Origin of the sequence: Zobellella endophytica, from assembly GCF_003012775.1 — a bacterium.
GTDB lineage: Bacteria > Pseudomonadota > Gammaproteobacteria > Enterobacterales > Aeromonadaceae > Oceanimonas > Oceanimonas endophytica.
Window position 1 is genome coordinate 178,171 of sequence record NZ_PXYG01000001.1, and the last position, 15,493, is coordinate 193,663.

The following is a 15,493-nucleotide window of genomic DNA, read 5'->3' on the forward strand; positions in this document are numbered from 1 at the left end:
TGGGCACAGTCGGCGCTCGTGTGCCGGGAGTGATCACCGGGCAGAGAGTGCCTCTGCCAGCGTCACCTCTCCGGCAACGCCGCCTGCGCTCACGGCGGGTCGCTGCTGCTCGACGGCATGGGCGAAGATCACCGCCGGATCCTGCGCCAGTTTGCTGTACAGCCGTTGCAGGTTTGGATAGTCACTGCGATCCACAACCTGGAGATACTCGGCCCAGCGGGCGATACCGGTAAAATAGGCGTCGGCCACACTTCGCTGCGCTCCCAGCAGCCATGGCCGGTCGGCCAGCATCATCTCCAGTTGCCGATTATCCTGGTTGCGGCTCCCGCCTATTTGCAGTGGCGACGGGAACCGGCCGCACCGGACGACGTGGCCGGACACGGCGGCATTCTTACCGGACCGGCGGCGGGCTGCTGGTCGCTGAGCGACGGGCAGGGCCGCTCCGCCAGCGTGACACCACATCCTGTGATGGTAGCCAATGAGTCGGTCATGCTGCTGGGTGCCGCCGAGGCCGGGTTGGGCATTACCTGCCTGCCGGCGGACATGTGCCGGGCGTCGATGGATGACGGCCGGCTGGTGCGGGTGCTGCCCGAGTGGGAAGCCGGGCAGGTAACCACTTCCCTGGTGATGCCGCATCGCCGCGGCCAGTTACCCGCGGTGCGCGCCGTAGTGGAGTGCCTGGTGGAGATGTTTGGCGCCGGGGAGGGGCCTGCGGATTGACTGCCGTTGTCCGTATGATTGCATGACTGGGCTAACCCGATGAACCTCAGGCACTACGCCATTTCCCGGTACCCGATGATACCCGACGAGCCAACTTCACATTATTTTTACCGGCATCCCTCGTCCTGGAGGGAGGGAGATGAAATATTATTCATCCGTGTTCTTTATATTTCGGTGATTTGTTGAAGGTTGGTGGTATTAAATATTCAATGCATGAATAATTATTCCAGGCTCTGATTTTGTTGATATTTTGTTTTTGTTGTGTGATATTTCATCTCGCTGCTATTTATCCAATTGGATGTTAATACTGACAGGGTGTCTTTATGGGATTGTCTTTAAGTTATAGAAAACTGATCGTACCTGCCGTTTTATTGTGTGCGGGTTCTTTTTCTGCATTGGCCTCCGAAGAAGCCGAGCCTTCCAAACCTCTTTCAGGTTCGAACCTGCTGATATCCGCAGTGGCCTGGAAGCAGACAGCTGCGGAATATCGAGCCTTGTATTATCAGGGATTCAATATCGCGAAACTGCACTTGGACAATGCCTTGCAGCGCCACGGCGAGGGAGATAAACCCCTGGCCATTATTACCGATGCCGATGACACTATTCTGAGTACCAATGCTTATTGGGGCCACCTTATCGAGCAGGATATGGAGTTTTTCAATGATCCTATATGGGACAGGTGGGTGGTCGAGGCTCAGCCGGTCGCGACTCCTGGCGCGAAAGAGTTCCTGGACTATGCGGCATCGAAAGGGGTAGAGATTTTTTATGTGACCAGCAGAGAACAAGGCGAGGATACATTCAATATCGCCTTGAATAACTTAAAGGGAAACGATTTTCCTTTTGTCGATGCTGAGCACTTGACCGTTTTAAGGGAAACATCAAATAAAGAAACAAGGCAAAAGGAAATTGCCAATGACTTTAATGTTGTTCTCTATCTTGGTGACAATCTGAATGATTTATCACGAAGCTACTATGTGACCGATGTGGAAGAAAGGCTGGCCTTGGTTGATGAACAAAAAAGCAAGTTTGGTTTTGAACATATCATTTTCCCCAACCCCACCGATGGTCATTGGGTAAGGGCCATCTTCGGTGAATCGGAACCGCCGGCCAGTGTTGAAAACGTGAACAAGTTCCGGGATGCGGCAACCAGACATTCCTGGCAAGCACCTACGGAATAACTGAACTGACGGAACCATAAAATCGAAGTAAACGGATCCCGCGGATGGTGAGACTATCCGCGGGATTTTTTACTGGCCGGAACAAGAGTCACGATGCTGCTTTATGCCCCGGTGCGAGTCAGGAGGTGGCGGTGTCCAGTAGGCCGCTTAACTGTTGGGCCAGCGCCTGGACCAGGGGATCGGCGGTGGGTTTGTGCAGTATCACCACCTCCATGGTGTCCACGGTGGGAAAGCCGTCCACTTCGGTCAGCACCCGGTGCGCCGGCGTCCTGGCGCGGGCCGGCAGCAGGGTGACGCCCAGGCCGTCGGCCACCGCGCCCTGAATGCCGCTCAGGCTGGAGCAGGTAAAGCTGATGCGCCAGCGCCTGCCCGTCAGCTCGACGGCGGTGATCATGTCGTCCCGGTACAGGCCCCGGGGTGGAAAGGCCACCAGCAGCAGCGGATCCTGCTGCCAGGTCGGGTTAGCCGCGCTGTCCAGCCACAGCAGCGGCTCGGGGCGACAGGCCACCCCGGCCCGGCTGTGGCGCCGCTGCTTGATAAGGATCAGATCCAGCTCGCCGTGATCGTAGCCGGTGGCCAGATCCGGGCTCAGGCCGCTGGTGACTTCCAGTTTCAGCCGGGGATGCCGGCGGCTGAAGGCGGCGAGGGTGGCGGTCATCGACGGGGTGACAAAGTCGTCCGGCACTCCCAGGCGAATGGTGAGCGCCACATCCGGGCCGGCCAGGGCTTCCAGCAGCCCGTCGTTCAGCGCCAACATGCGCCGGGCATAGCCCAGCAGCGCCGGCGTCGGTGGGTTGAATGTCCCGGCTGCCCCGTTCCAGCAGCCGGTGCCCGGCCATCTCTTCCAGCCGGCGCACCTTCTGGCTGATGGTGGACTGGGTGGAATGCAACCGGGCGGCGGCGGCGGTAAAGCTGCCGCTGTCGGCCACGGTTACCATCACCCGCAGCAGGTCCAGCTCGAACAGGGGCCTATTCGGTTTTTCACTGATATCCATTCAAATATTTAATTTTCAAATAATGTGTCCGACTTCTACCATGCTCACAGCGGCGCTGGCAAGCCTGCCACCCCCCTTTTTCCTATTCCCGAGAGACGATGCGATGACGACAGTAAGCAGGCCGGTGGAGCAGGGAGCCATGCTGCTCCTGGTGGTGTTGATTGGCCTGAACCTGCGGCCCTTTCTCACCGGGCCCGGACCCATCATCGAGCTGATCCGGGCCAGTACCGGCCTGAGCTATACGGGCGTGGCGCTGCTGACCCTGCTGCCCACCCTGCTGATGGGGGTGGGCGCCTTTGTTTCGCCGCGGATCCAGGCCTGCTGGGGCACCCGCCGGGGCATGCTCACGGCGCTGGTGCTGCTGATGTTGGGCTCGGGGCTTCGGCTGCTGGTGCCCGGCGGCGCGACCCTCATCCTGACCGCCCTGCTGTGCGGGCTGGGGGTGGCCTTCGTTCAGTCCGCCTTTCCCGGCATCATCAAGCAGTATTTTCCCGGCCGGGTGGCCATGGTCACCGGTCTCTATTCGGCCATGATCATGGGCGGCGGCGCCATCGGCGCCCAGTTGACCCCGCTGCTGGCCGGCGGCAGTCACGACTGGCGCGCGGCCCTGGCCTGGCTGGCGTTGCCGGCGCTCATCGCCCTGGCCTGCGCCTGGCGGACCCTGTCGGACCGGCAGAGCCGCCCGCCCGATCCGGGCCTGGCCCGGCGCCTGCTGGGGCGGCCACGCACCTGGCAGCTGATGCTGTGCTTCGGCCTGGTCAACGCCGGCTATTCGACCATGGTCACCTGGCTGGCGCCCTACTACCAGCAGCAGGGCTGGAGCGCCGCCGACAGCGCCGTTCTGGTGTCGGTGATGGCGCTGGCCCAGGCCCTGTTCGCGGTGGGTATCACCCTGCTGGCGCGGGGGCGGGACCGGCGGCCCTGGCTGTGGCTGACCCTGCTGCTGCAGGCGACCGGCTACGCCGGCCTGTTGTTCTGGCCCGGGCAGTGCCCGCTGGTGTGGGCTGCGGTGTGCGGCATGGGGCTGGGCGGCAACTTCTCCCTGTCACTGGTGACGGCCCTGGATCACCTGCCGGTGCCGCAGCAGGCGGGCGTGCTCACCGCCCTGATGCAGGGCGGCGGTTTCCTGATCGCGGCCATGGGGCCTCTGGTGGTGTCGTTGATTCGGGAAGCGAGCGGCAGTTTCGCCGGGGGCTGGGCGCTGCACCTGACGCTGGTCGGCGTGGTGATGCTGATCTGCCTGCGCTTCGATCCCCGACGCTACCCCCAGGCCATGGCCACGGCCTGAAACCCTCCTCCATTACCCGACGGACGAAAAGTCATCGACCATGGCGGGTCCATGGTGCATGCTTGTTATTCAATCGGGTCTCCAGGAGGCGTGGTCTGGGTGGTACCTCCATTCCCATTGGCAACGCTGAAAATATTCGGCCGTTAATGGTCCCATTCGACAGGAGTCGTCCATGAAGCTATCCGTCCACGCGATCGCCTTATCCCTGCTGCTCGCCGGCTGCACCGGCCAGCCCGAGTCATTCAGCTATCAGGCCCCGCCACCCCAGCCCGAGGTTGCCTCCGGCTATCAGGATAAACCCGGCTGGTCGCTGCGGGACTATGCGGTGGCGGCCGCCAATCCGCTCGCCACCGACGCCGGCCGCCAGGTGCTGGCGGCGGGGGGATCGGCGCTGGACGCGGCCATCGCGGTGCAGATGGTGCTGGGCCTGGTGGAACCCCAGAGCAGCGGTATTGGCGGGGGCGCCTTCCTGATGTATTACGACGGCGAGCGGGTCAGCGCCTACGACGGGCGCGAGACGGCGCCGGCCGCCGCCGATGAAAACCTGTTCCTCGATGCCGACGGCGCGCCGCTGCCGTTCAACGAGGCCGTGGTCGGCGGCCGTTCGGTCGGCGTGCCGGGCGTGGTGGCGATGCTCGAACTCGCCCATCGTGAGCACGGCTTGCTGCCCTGGGCCGACCTGTTCCAGCCGGCGATCCGGCTCGCCGAACGGGGCTTTACGCTCAGCCCGCGCCTGTACACCCAGCTCGAGTCCGACGCCTTCCTCAGGCAGGATCCGGTGGCCGCGGCCTACTTCTACCAGCCCGACGGCAGCCCCTACCCGGTCGGCCATGTGCTGCAGAACCGGCCCTACGCGGCGGTGCTCCGGCACATCGCCGCCCAGGGCAGCGCGGCCTTGCACCGCGGCGAGATAGCCGAGGCCATCGTCGCGAAAGTCCGGGGCCATGCGACCAATCCCGGCCAGATGACGCTGGCCGATCTTGCCGGTTACCGGCCGAAGCAGCGCGAGCCCTTGTGCAGCGACTACGGTGCCCGTGGCCGGGAATATGTGCTGTGCGGCTTCCCCCCGCCCAGCAGCGGTGCCATCGCCGTCGCCCAGATCCTCGGCATCCTAGGCCATACCGAGGCCGCCGGGCTGCCGATGCAGCGCACCGACGACGGCAAGCCACAGCCCTCGCCACAGTGGCTGCACCTGTACACCGAAGCCTCGCGGCTCGCCTTTGCCGACCGTGCCAAGTACATCGGCGACCCCGACTTCGTCAGCGCGCCCGGCGGCAACTGGTCGAGCATGCTGGCACCCGACTACCTCGCCGCCCGGGCCGGCTTGATCGGCGAACGCAGCATGAAGACCGCCGAGCCCGGCCGGCCCGGCGAGATGCAGGTATCCCTGGGGTTATCCGCAGTGCAACCCGAGTACGGCACCAGCCACATCAGCATCATCGACCGCGAGGGCAGGGCGCTGAGTATGACCACGACCATTGAGGCCCAGTTCGGCTCCCGCCAGATGGTGAACCCCTACGGCACGGACACCGGCGGCTTTCTGCTCAACAACGAGCTGACCGACTTCAACTTCGCGCCCAACGACGCCGCCGGCCTGCCCACCGCCAACCGGGTGCAGCCGGGCAAGCGCCCGCGCAGCTCGATGAGCCCGACGCTGGTCTTCGACAAGCCGAGCGGCCGGGTGCTGATAAGCGGCGGCAGCCCCGGCGGCGCGCTGATCATCCACTACACCGCCAAGACGCTGTACGGCATGCTCAACTGGGGTATGGACGCCCAGACCGCGATTAACCTGCCGAACTTCGGCGCCCTCGGCGCGCCGACCCTGCTCGAAGGCAACCGTTTCCCGGCCGAGACCCTGGACTGGCTCAGGGCGCGCGATCACGAGTTGACCGAAATGGACATGACCAGCGGCCTGCAGGCGATCGGACGCACCGACCAGGGCTGGTTCGGCGGCGCCGATCCGCGCCGTGAAGGCGTGGTGATGGGGGAGTAACCACGCCCCGCCGTCAGGGCCATGACGACGGCCTGGGGCGGCGGGGCCGTTGGGAAGAGGTGCTCAGCCGGCAAGCCACTGGGGCAGCCACAGGGCCAGGCCCGGGTACAGGCTCACCAGGGCGGCGGCCAGGCACATCAGCATAAAGAATGGCAGGGCGGAGTAGGCCACCCGGCCGATATGCTCGCCGGTGAGCCCCTGCAGTACGAACAGGTTGAAGCCCACCGGCGGGGTGATCTGCCCCAGCTCCACCATGATCACCAGAAAGACCCCGAACCACACCGGATCGAACCCCGCCTGCAGCACGATGGGCAGGGTAATGGGCAGGCTCATCACCGTGATGGAAATGCCGTCCAGGAACAATCCCAGCACAATATAGAACAGCGCCAGTGCCACCAGCAGCAGGGCGGGGGAAAGTTCCAGCCCGGCGATAAACCCCGCCAGCTCCCGCGGCAGATGCAGGTAGCCCATGGCGGTGGAAAGCAGGGCGGCGGTGACCAGAATGCTGCACACCATGGTGGCGTTGAGCAGGGTGGCGGCCAGGGCCTCTTTGAACATGGCCAGGCTCAGTTGCCGCTGTGCCGCCAGCAGCCCCAGGGTGGCGGCCACGCCCACCGCTGCCGCCTCCGACGGGGTGGCGATACCCGAGTAGATGGAGCCCATCACCAGTGCAATCAGCAGGATCACCGGGGCCAGGCAGGCAAAGCTGGCCAACAGCGAGAGCCCGGCGGTCGTGCCGCGCGGGGCTTTTTCGGGCCGGCGCAGGGCCACGGCCGCGATATAGCCGGAGTAGAGCAGGGCGATCAGCAGCCCGGGTATGACCCCGGCCATAAACAGCTGGCTGATGGACACCTCGGCCTGCACCCCGTAGACGATCATCACGATGGACGGCGGGATCAGCAGGCCCAGGCTGCCGGCCCCGGCCAGGGAGCCGATGGACAATTGCCGGTCGTAGCCCCGGCGGGACAGCTCGTGGGTGGTTATCTTGCCGATGGTGGCGGTGGTGGCGGCGCTGGAGCCGCTCACGGCGGCGAAGATGGCGCAGCCGAACACATTGGTGTGCAGAATTCCGCCTGGGATCTTCTGGGCCCAGGGCTCCAGCCCGCGGAACAGCCGCTCCGAAATATTGGAGCGGAAAATCAGCTCCCCCATCAGGATGAACAGCGGTATGGCCGACAGCTCCCAGGCGTTGCCGGCGCGGTAGAGGATGCGGCTCAGGATCATGCCCGCCCGATCCAGGTCGAAACCGCCCAGCCACACCAGCGAGCCCAGCGCCACCGCCGCCAGCCCGGCAAACACCCAGGTGCCCAGGCCCAGCAGCAGGAAGATAAGGCCGATCACCCCGGCCGCGGTCAGAAGGGTATCCATCAGTGTGTTCCTTGCCGGGTAGCGGCCCGGGTAACGAGGCCGAGCACCCGGCCCAGCAGGCTGAGGCACAGCAGCGCCATGCCCAGCCAGACCATGCCTTCGGGCAGCCAGAGCGGGGTGTCGGCCAGGGTGTCGCTGGTGGTGCCGCGCTGGTAGCTGCGCCAGACGTTCCGGCCCCAGAACCAGGCCAGGGTGGCGAAGGTGAACAGCGCCACCAGGGTGGCCAGCAGTTCGGGCAGCCAGTGCCAGCGGGGCGGCAGCTTGTCCACAAGCAGTTTCACCCGGATAAGGGAGCCCCGCTCCAGGGCGTAGCCGAGCCCGAGAAAGGTCATGGTGGCCACCCCGTAACCCACGAACTCATCCAGTACGAAGGTGGAGCGGCCGAACAGCCGCAGCACGATTTCCAGCAGGATATGGCCGGTGATATAGAGAATAAGCCCCATGGCGAGCCCGCCCGCCAGCTGGTTGAGCCGGTGGCTGAGCAAGTTGACCAGCGCGGCCATGGCTCAGCCTTCCTGCCGGAACTGCTCGAGGAGCTGCCGCCCGCGTTCGCCGGTTTCCTTCAGCCAGCCGTCTATCGCGACCTGGGCGGCCTGTTGCAGCGCCTGGGTGAAGTCGGCGGGCAGCTCCTCCCTGATGGTGACGCCGTGCTCGTTCAGGGTCCGGTAGTTGGCGGCTACCCGGGTGCGTACCTGCTGCCAGTTGTGGGCGTCGGTCTGGCGCGCGGCCTCCAGCAGGGCGGCCTGCTGTTCGGGCGTGAGCCGGTCGAACTCGTCCTTGTTCATGTGCACCATATTGAGCGGAATGGCGTACTGGATGGCGCTGTAGTGCCGCAACTGCTCCCAGAAGCTGGCGTTGGCGCCAGCCTCGGCGGAGGTGAGCACGGCGCTGATGCCCCCGGTGGAAAGCTGGGGCACCACGTCGGCCCAGGACAGGTTCACCGGGGTGGCGCCGGCTTCCTTCAGGGTGAGGGTGCCATTCTTGTCGTAGGTGCGGATCTTCAGGTTTTTCAGGCCGGCGGCGGAGGCCACCTCCTGCTTGGCCCAGATGCCGCTGGCCGGCCAGGGCGAGGCGTAAAGCAGGATCTGATCGTTGTCGGCGAACACCTGGTCGTAGTGGGGGCGGGCCAGACGGTACAGCTGCTCGGCCTGGTCTTCATCGCGCACCAGGAAGGGCAGGGATGATAGCGAGAAAATCGGGTCTATCCCCGCCAGAGTGCCGGCCAGGGTATCGGCCAGCTGGATGGCGTTGTCCGCCACCGCGTAGAAGTGATCCGCCGACTTGTAGCCTAGGGCGCCGCCGGTATGCAGGGTGATCACCACCTCGTCGTTGGTCAGCTCCTTCACCTTGTCGATGAAGTAGCTGTCGCCTTCGGCATGGATGGAGCTGTGGTTGTATTCGTTGGAAAAGTCCATTCGGGTAGCGGCGGCCCCCTGCAGCGGCAGCAGGGCGGCGAGGGAAAGGGCGAGTACGGAAAGGGTGTGTTTCATGGCGGCGTCATCCCTGAGAGTGAGTTTCACTCGAGTATGGGAGCTTGTCGCGAGGGGGAAAGGCGCAGAAACGACACGGAAATAGCCGACAGCGGCGTGGCCAGGCGGGCATTAACCCGGTTGTCACATTCGGCCGGGTTGTGCTACATCCTTGGGCTGCAGGAGCCGCTTGTCGTTATTGGGCAGGAAGCCCTTCAGGGTTGCTTGTCGAACACCCTGACGCCCTCGGGGATCTGGAACCAGTCCTGTTTCTGGCTCACCCACACATGGGCGCTGGGCTGGATCAGGCGGGTGTCGGCCAGGTTGGAGGGCTTGAGCTTGATGACGCCCGGTTCATCGGGATTGAAGTGGTAGAGGCGGTTGCCGCAGACCGGGCAGAACCTGGCGCCGTTGATATTGCCGCTCTCGGCCACCCGGCGCCACTCGGCCATCTCCCCCTCGAATTGCACCGCCTCGGCGCGCACCACGGCGGTGATGCTGAAGGTGCTGGTAGAGAGCTTCTGGCACTCCTTGCAGTGGCAGGCCACCACCATCAGCGGTGGTTCTTTCAGTTCGTAGGTTACGCCGCCGCACTGGCAGGAACCCTGGATGGGGTAGTTCATCGTTGTTACTCCGCATGGGCGATACAGGGAACAAAGAAGTGGCTCTTTGGGAACCATCCTTGAGTATGCCTCATATGAAACCACAAGTGCGGCGAGCCGGGAAGTGACTCACCGCCGGGCCCGCAGCCGATGAAGCCGCAGGCCACGGCGGTTATTAACCTGGCCTACAAATAGATAAAGTGTTACCTTTGTCATCTATGGACAAAATTGACACCAGAAAACTGAGCTCTGAGCTTCAGCAGCATAATCGAAACCTGGCTATCCGCATGTTCAACTCCGGTCATTCTCGCCAACAGATTGCCGAGGTGCTGGATGTTCACTACGGTACCGTGTGTCGCTGGATACGGGGATATCAACAGCAGGGCGAGACAGGCTTTCAGCTTGGCAAGCGAGGTCGCCGAACCGGCGAAGACCGTTTGCTTACCCCTGCTCAGGAAGACACACTTCAGCAGCTGCTGCGTGAAAAGTGCCCGGATCAGCTCAATCTGCCCTTCGCGCTCTGGAGCCGACCGGCCATCAAGGCGCTGATCTGGCAACGCTGGCGGGTCAAGATCGCCACGCGTACCCTCAGTACTTACCTGGCCCGCTGGGGATTTACGCCCCAAAAACCGGCGAAGCAGGCCTATGAGCAATGTGACAAGGCCGTGCAACAGTGGCTGGACACAACCTATCCGTTTATCCAAGCGCGAGCCAAGCTGCATTACGCCGAGATCTTCTGGGGCGATGAGACAGGCATCAAGAATCAGTGTCAGCATCAGCGAGGTTTTGCTCCCAAAGGCCAGACACCGGTGGTGAGACTCAACGCCAAGCGCTTCTCGGTCAACATGATGTCGGCCATCAACAACCAGGGCAAAGTTCGCTTCATGGTGTACGAAGAGACGATGACCACGAAGGTACTATTGCGTTTCTTCAAACGTCTGATCGCCTCTTCACGCAAGAAAGTCTTCCTGATTCTGGACAATTTGCGGGTCCATCATGCCAAGCTGGTTCGCTCCTGGCTGGAAAAGCATAAGCAAGAGATAGAGGTGTTTTATCTGCCGTCTTATTCACCCGAGCTCAACCCAGATGAATACCTGAATGGTGATCTGAAGCAAGGGATCCGGGCGTCATCGCCGGCTCGCAGTCACCAAGATCTCAAGGCTAAGGTCACACGACATATGAAGGGGCTTCAGAACAAACCTGACCGGGTTAAAAAATACTTCAAACATCCTCTTATCCGGTATGCGGCGTGATCTATTTGCAAGCCGGGTTAATATGCCGCTACACCAGGCGGCAGCGGGCGCTCAACCCCCGTAGCGCGATGTCGCTCAGGCCCTGGGTGGGCGCCGCGCAGCCCTTGGCGATGATATGAACCCGCATGCCCTGTGCCTGGGGCGACAGCGCGGTGTGCGTCACGCAGTGCTGGGTCATCATGCCGGTCAGGTAGATGTCGGTGATGTCCGCGTCACGCAGGATGGGCTCCAGTCCGGTGTCGAAGAAGCTGTCGGCCTGATGCTTCGGGATGACCGGCGCATCGCCCAACGCGGCGGCGATGGCGGGATGAAGGTCTGCGCCTTTGGTGCCGGAGCCAAGCGCCGAGGCCAGTGGCGGATTGAGGTGCTGCACCCCCACCACCAGCCAGCCGTCGCGCCTGGCCTGTTCAATCGCTTCCACGGCCGCCTGGCAGGCTGCTTCTGCATTTTCCAGGGTGAAGGCGCCGCCGGGGAAGTAGTCATTCTGGATATCGATCACGATCAATGCGTTGTTCATGGCATTTTTCCTTTGGTGAATCGGGATGAAGACTGCCTCGGGCATAGAGGCAGCCGGGATTGTTCGGAACGTCATCACTTCGCCGTCGGCCGGCACCCGCACCCGGTCCTGGGTGTCCCGGTTCGGGCAACGGCGTTGCCTGTGCTCAGGGCCAGCGCCAGGATCAGGGAATGGGCGAGGGTGTTGATTTTCATGGTATTGCTCCTGAGTGGTTAAGCGACGGAAGCCATTATCGACGCCTTTGGCCACGCAAAAAATTGACCTGTATGCCAATGATCGAAAAGATTGGGCCATGCTGTTAGGATAATGCTCCCGCCATTTGCAGAGGTATCCTTATGTCCAGGCCCCTGGTCGCCCTTGTGCTCTATCCGCGCTTCAGTCCCTTCCATGTGTCGGTGCCTTACGCGATATTCGATTCGATGCTGCCGGATAACCCCTTGTTCGAGCTGAACATCGTGTCTCCCGGGGGCCGGCCGCAGCAGGCCAAGCGGGCGATGACGATAGCGCCCGACGGCGGGCTCGAATTGCTGGACAGGGCAGACATCGTGGTGGTGCCGGGATGGCACGATCTGAGCGAGCCGCCGGAGCCGGCCCTGGCCGAGGCGCTGGTCCGTGCCCACACCCGGGGGGCCCATGTGGTGGGACTGTGCTACGGTGCCTATGCCCTGGCCTACGCGGGCCTGCTGGATGGCCGCAAGGCGGCGACCCACTGGATGGCCGAGCAGGACTTCGGCCGGCGCTTCCCCTCGGCGGCGCTCGATACCAATGCTCTCTACGTGGAAGACGATCGTTTGATCACTTCCGCCGGTACGGGGGCGGGGCTGGATTGCTGCCTGTACATAGTGCGCGCCTATTACGGCACCCGGATAGCCAACAGGGTTGCCCGCATCATGGTGGTGCCGCCGCACCGCGAGGGCGGGCAGGCCCAGTTTATCGAGCAGCCCGTCGCCCTCTCCACCCAGGACGCCCATATCAACCGCCTGCTCGACTACCTGCGGGAAAACCTGGCCCGGCCGCACGGTATCGACGAGCTGGCCGCCCGCACCGCCATGAGCCGGCGTACCTTTACCCGCCATTTCCACAAGGCCACCGGCATGACCTTCGGCGAATGGCTGGTGAACGAGCGCTTGCAGCGCAGCCTTGAACTGCTGGAAAACCATTCCTTCTCGGTGGAAAAAGTCGCGGAAATGGTGGGCTTTCATACCGCAACCTCATTCCGCCAGCACTTCCGGCAACGGTACCAGGTCAGCCCCCGGGCCTGGCGCAAAACATTTGGCGAAGTTGAACGCTGAGGCTTCGCGCTGCCCGTCCGAACGGTGGTGGAGCAGCTAAAAGCCTGTTTAAATGGTAAAATAAGCGAAAACGGACTGTTGCCGGATCGTATCCAGTATGACCATGAAGCTTAAACCGCTGCCGCCCATGAACAGCCTGATCGTATTCGAGGCGGCGGCACGCCATCTGAGTTTTACCCTCGCCGCCAGTGAGCTGAACGTGACCCAGGGGGCGATCAGCCGCCAAATTCGCCAGTTGGAAGACTACCTGGGCAAGGCGTTGTTCGTGCGGGCCAGCCGCAGCATTACCCTGACGGCCACCGGTCTGCAGTATTACCAGACCGTTTACCGTGCCTTGCTGGACGTGGCCCAGGCCACCGGTGAAATCAAGAAGTGGCAGGGGGAGCAGCAGGTGACCGTGGCCACCACCAACGCCATGGCGGCGCTCTGGTTGCTGCCCAAGGTGGCGGCCTTTCAACAGCAGCACGAAGAGATCGACCTGCGCATACTGGCGACCGACAACATCATGGATCTGCGCCGGCTCGACTGTGATATCGCCCTGTTCTATTGCCGGGTGCCGCCGGCGGAGATGAAGGTGACCACCCTGTTCCCGGAGGAGGTGTTCCCGGTGTGCAGCCCTGCCTATCTGGAACGGCTGAAAGCATGCGAGACTCCGGAGGACATCTTCGGCAAGACGCTGCTGTATCTGGATGATTCGCAGCGGGACTGGGTCAACTGGCCGGAATGGTTCGAATCGGTGGGGCTGCCGGTGGTGGCGCCGCGCAACAGGGTCAACATCAACAACTATCCCATGTTGTTGCAGGCGGCCGTCAACGGGCAGGGCATCGCCCTGGCCTGGGGTTCGCTGGTGGATGACTACCTGCAAAGCGGGGCCCTGGTCAGGCCGGTGGACACGGTGCTGCGTACCCAGGACAATTTTTCCATGCTGGAGCCCTCGGGGCGGGGGGTGGTGCCGGCCAGCGTCAAGCTGTTCCGCAGCTGGCTGCTGGAGCAACTGCCGGGGCAGGTGGGAGAGAAGGGTCTGGCCTGAAGCCGAGGTGAATACAGCAAAACGCCGGGAAACTTCCCGGCGTTTTTTGCTCACTTGCCGAACTGGGGCTCGGCCTGCCACTGCTCTTCCGGCTCCTGCTCCGGCAGCGGGCCGTCCAGCCTGGCGGGCTCGGGCCGCACGTGCTCCGGCAGCATGGCCCAGGGCTGGGGTTCGCGGCGGATGCTGTGGAACAGCGTCAGGCTCATCACCGCGATAAAGATGGCGATGGGGAAGCCGGCGATGATGGAGGCGGTTTGCATCGCCTTCAGCCCGCCGGCATACAGCAGCACGGCGGCGATGGCGGCGATGATCACCCCCCACAGCACCCGGATCATGGTCGGCGGCTCAGTGTCGCCGGCGGCATCCAGGGTGCAGAGCACCAGGGTGCCGGAGTCGGCCGAGGTGATGAAGTAGGTGCCGAGCAGCACGCAGGCCAGCACACTCAACAGCTTGCCCAGGGCGCCGGCGTCCAGGTTGTCGAACAGGGTGAACAGCGCCCGGGTGGTGTCGGCCTTGGTGGCCGCCAGGATGGGGCCGCCGGCGAAGGGCGCCTGGGCCGGCTCGCCGGCCTCGGCCAGCACCACCGCCTGTTGTTCGTAGGCGGTGCGCGCATCCTGCTCTACCTTGAGTGCCGCGCCGCCGAACACCGACATCCACAGGAAGGTGATCAGGGTGGGCACGATCAATGCGCCGCCGATCAGCTCGCGGATGGTGCGTCCCCTGGAGATGCGGGCCACGAACATGCCGACGAAGGGCGCCCAGGTCATCCACCAGGGCCAGTAGTAGGCGGTCCACCAGTTCTGCCAGCCGGAATCGTTCTGGGCATCGCTCCACAGGCTCATGCCGACGATGTTCTGGGCATAGCTGCCGGTGCTTTCCAGCAGGGTGTTGAGCATGTAGCGGGTGGGGCCGACATAGAGCACGATCAGCACCAGCAGCAGCGACAGCAGCATGTTCCACTCGGACAGCCGGCGGATGCCCCGGCCCACGCCCGACAGCACCGAGGCCACGGCGCAGGTACAGAGCACCACGATGATCAGCAATTGCACGCCGAGGCCGATGCCCACCCCGAACACCTGGTTCAGGCCGGAGTTGATCTGGATGACGCCCATCCCCAGCGTCTGGGAAATGCCGAAGGCGGTGATGGCCACGGTGAGGATGTCCACCCCATGGCCGATGGGGCCGTAGATGCGGTTGCCGATCAGCGGATAGAGGATGGATCTGAGGGTAAAGGGCAGGTTCTTGCGGTAGGAAAAATAGGCCAGCGCCAGGGCGACGATGATAAACACCGACCAGGGATGCAGACCCCAATGGAAGAAGGCCAGCTGCATGGCGGTGCCGGCCGACTCGTTGCTCAGCCCGGTGGTGAAGGGATTGTCGGCATAGTGCCACATGGGCTCGGCCACCGACCAGAAGATAAGGCCGATGCCCATGCCGCCCGAGAACAGCATGGACACCCACGACAGATAGCTGAACTCGGGCTTTTCATCGTCCTTGCCCAGGCGGATATGGCCGTAGCGGCTGATCATCAGATACAGCAGAAAGCCGACCACCAGGGTGACCAGCCCAAGATAAAACCACTTCATGTTCTGCAGCAAAACGCCGGAAACGGTTTCGAAATATTGCCCGGCCTGGTTGGCCAGAATGGCACAGAACAACACGAAACCGATCACCAGCACCTTGGATGCAATGGTCACGGTTGGGTTCAGTCCCTTCAGGATCCCGGATGTCGCACGCATAACTCCTCCCTCTGCGTTACTCATTGTTGGTTAACCAGTTGTTAACATG

15 protein-coding genes and 1 pseudogene are annotated in these 15,493 nt (G+C 63.2%); 7 read left to right on the forward strand and 9 right to left on the reverse strand.

Annotation, left to right across the window (positions count from 1 at the left end; translation table 11 throughout):
• Positions 1-33 precede the first annotated feature (33 nt).
• Positions 34-294: a glutathione binding-like protein gene (locus C7H85_RS19840; RefSeq protein ID WP_210433527.1), complete on the reverse strand. Its 261-nt coding sequence runs from the start codon at positions 292-294 to the stop codon at positions 34-36.
• Between the two features lie 6 nt (positions 295-300).
• Between C7H85_RS19840 and C7H85_RS19845 the strand changes: the two genes are divergently transcribed.
• Both C7H85_RS19845 and C7H85_RS00790 read left to right on the forward strand, forming a co-directional pair.
• Positions 301-720, forward strand: coding sequence for a LysR substrate-binding domain-containing protein (locus C7H85_RS19845; protein ID WP_210433528.1), 420 nt, complete (start codon positions 301-303; stop codon positions 718-720).
• A 323-nt stretch (positions 721-1,043) separates the two neighbouring features.
• Entirely contained in the window at positions 1,044-1,898 is an 855-nt protein-coding gene (locus C7H85_RS00790; RefSeq protein WP_106727824.1) for a 5'-nucleotidase, lipoprotein e(P4) family, read from the forward strand.
• Between the two features lie 118 nt (positions 1,899-2,016).
• On the opposite strand, the gene C7H85_RS00795 is transcribed toward C7H85_RS00790, so the two are convergent.
• Together C7H85_RS00795 and C7H85_RS20310 are read right to left on the reverse strand one after the other, a co-directional pair.
• Positions 2,017-2,655, reverse strand: coding sequence for a LysR substrate-binding domain-containing protein (locus C7H85_RS00795; RefSeq protein ID WP_245879522.1), 639 nt, complete (start codon positions 2,653-2,655; stop codon positions 2,017-2,019).
• A 34-nt stretch (positions 2,656-2,689) separates the two neighbouring features.
• A pseudogene (locus C7H85_RS20310) lies at positions 2,690-2,893 on the reverse strand (helix-turn-helix domain-containing protein); the annotation flags it as partial.
• Between the two features lie 103 nt (positions 2,894-2,996).
• Here C7H85_RS20310 and C7H85_RS00800 point away from each other — a divergent pair.
• Together C7H85_RS00800 and C7H85_RS00805 are read left to right on the forward strand one after the other, a co-directional pair.
• Positions 2,997-4,181 (forward strand): cyanate transporter, encoded by a 1,185-nt coding sequence (locus tag C7H85_RS00800; protein ID WP_106727825.1) that lies wholly within the window; start codon positions 2,997-2,999, stop codon positions 4,179-4,181.
• Positions 4,182-4,353: 172 nt separating this feature from the next.
• The gene (locus tag C7H85_RS00805; RefSeq protein WP_106727826.1) at positions 4,354-6,174 is read left to right on the forward strand and encodes a gamma-glutamyltransferase family protein; all 1,821 of its coding nucleotides are present in this window, start codon (positions 4,354-4,356) and stop codon (positions 6,172-6,174) included.
• A gap of 63 nt (positions 6,175-6,237) precedes the next feature.
• Here C7H85_RS00805 and C7H85_RS00810 read toward each other — a convergent pair whose 3' ends face one another.
• From C7H85_RS00810 to C7H85_RS00825, 4 genes are all read right to left on the reverse strand, one after another.
• Positions 6,238-7,542: a TRAP transporter large permease gene (locus C7H85_RS00810; RefSeq protein WP_106727827.1), complete on the reverse strand. Its 1,305-nt coding sequence runs from the start codon at positions 7,540-7,542 to the stop codon at positions 6,238-6,240.
• Positions 7,542-8,045, reverse strand: a complete 504-nt coding sequence (locus C7H85_RS00815) for a TRAP transporter small permease subunit (RefSeq protein WP_106727828.1) — start codon at positions 8,043-8,045, stop codon at positions 7,542-7,544. Before C7H85_RS00815 ends, C7H85_RS00810 begins: the two co-directional genes overlap by 1 nt.
• 3 nt (positions 8,046-8,048) lie before the next feature.
• Positions 8,049-9,032 carry a TRAP transporter substrate-binding protein gene (locus C7H85_RS00820; RefSeq protein ID WP_106727829.1) on the reverse strand — a complete coding sequence of 328 codons (984 nt, stop codon included), beginning with the start codon at positions 9,030-9,032 and terminating at the stop codon, positions 8,049-8,051.
• Positions 9,033-9,226: 194 nt separating this feature from the next.
• Complete coding sequence (locus C7H85_RS00825; RefSeq protein ID WP_106727830.1) at positions 9,227-9,634, reverse strand: GFA family protein; 408 nt, start codon at positions 9,632-9,634, stop codon at positions 9,227-9,229.
• 197 nt (positions 9,635-9,831) lie between these two features.
• On the opposite strand from C7H85_RS00825, the gene C7H85_RS00830 reads away from it, so the two are divergent.
• Positions 9,832-10,866, forward strand: coding sequence for an IS630 family transposase (locus C7H85_RS00830; RefSeq protein WP_106727831.1), 1,035 nt, complete (start codon positions 9,832-9,834; stop codon positions 10,864-10,866).
• Positions 10,867-10,894: 28 nt separating this feature from the next.
• On the opposite strand, the gene C7H85_RS00835 is transcribed toward C7H85_RS00830, so the two are convergent.
• Positions 10,895-11,383, reverse strand: a complete 489-nt coding sequence (locus tag C7H85_RS00835; protein WP_106727832.1) for a cysteine hydrolase family protein — start codon at positions 11,381-11,383, stop codon at positions 10,895-10,897.
• A gap of 335 nt (positions 11,384-11,718) precedes the next feature.
• Here C7H85_RS00835 and C7H85_RS00840 point away from each other — a divergent pair, with 335 nt between their 5' ends.
• Together C7H85_RS00840 and C7H85_RS00845 are read left to right on the forward strand one after the other, a co-directional pair.
• A complete protein-coding gene (locus C7H85_RS00840; RefSeq protein WP_106727833.1) occupies positions 11,719-12,675 on the forward strand; it encodes a GlxA family transcriptional regulator in 957 nt (318 codons plus the stop codon).
• 103 nt (positions 12,676-12,778) lie between these two features.
• Positions 12,779-13,705, forward strand: coding sequence for a LysR substrate-binding domain-containing protein (locus C7H85_RS00845; protein WP_106728582.1), 927 nt, complete (start codon positions 12,779-12,781; stop codon positions 13,703-13,705).
• Positions 13,706-13,755: 50 nt separating this feature from the next.
• On the opposite strand, the gene C7H85_RS00850 is transcribed toward C7H85_RS00845, so the two are convergent.
• Positions 13,756-15,444 (reverse strand): BCCT family transporter, encoded by a 1,689-nt coding sequence (locus C7H85_RS00850; RefSeq protein WP_106727834.1) that lies wholly within the window; start codon positions 15,442-15,444, stop codon positions 13,756-13,758.
• Between the last annotated feature and the right edge of the window lie 49 nt (positions 15,445-15,493).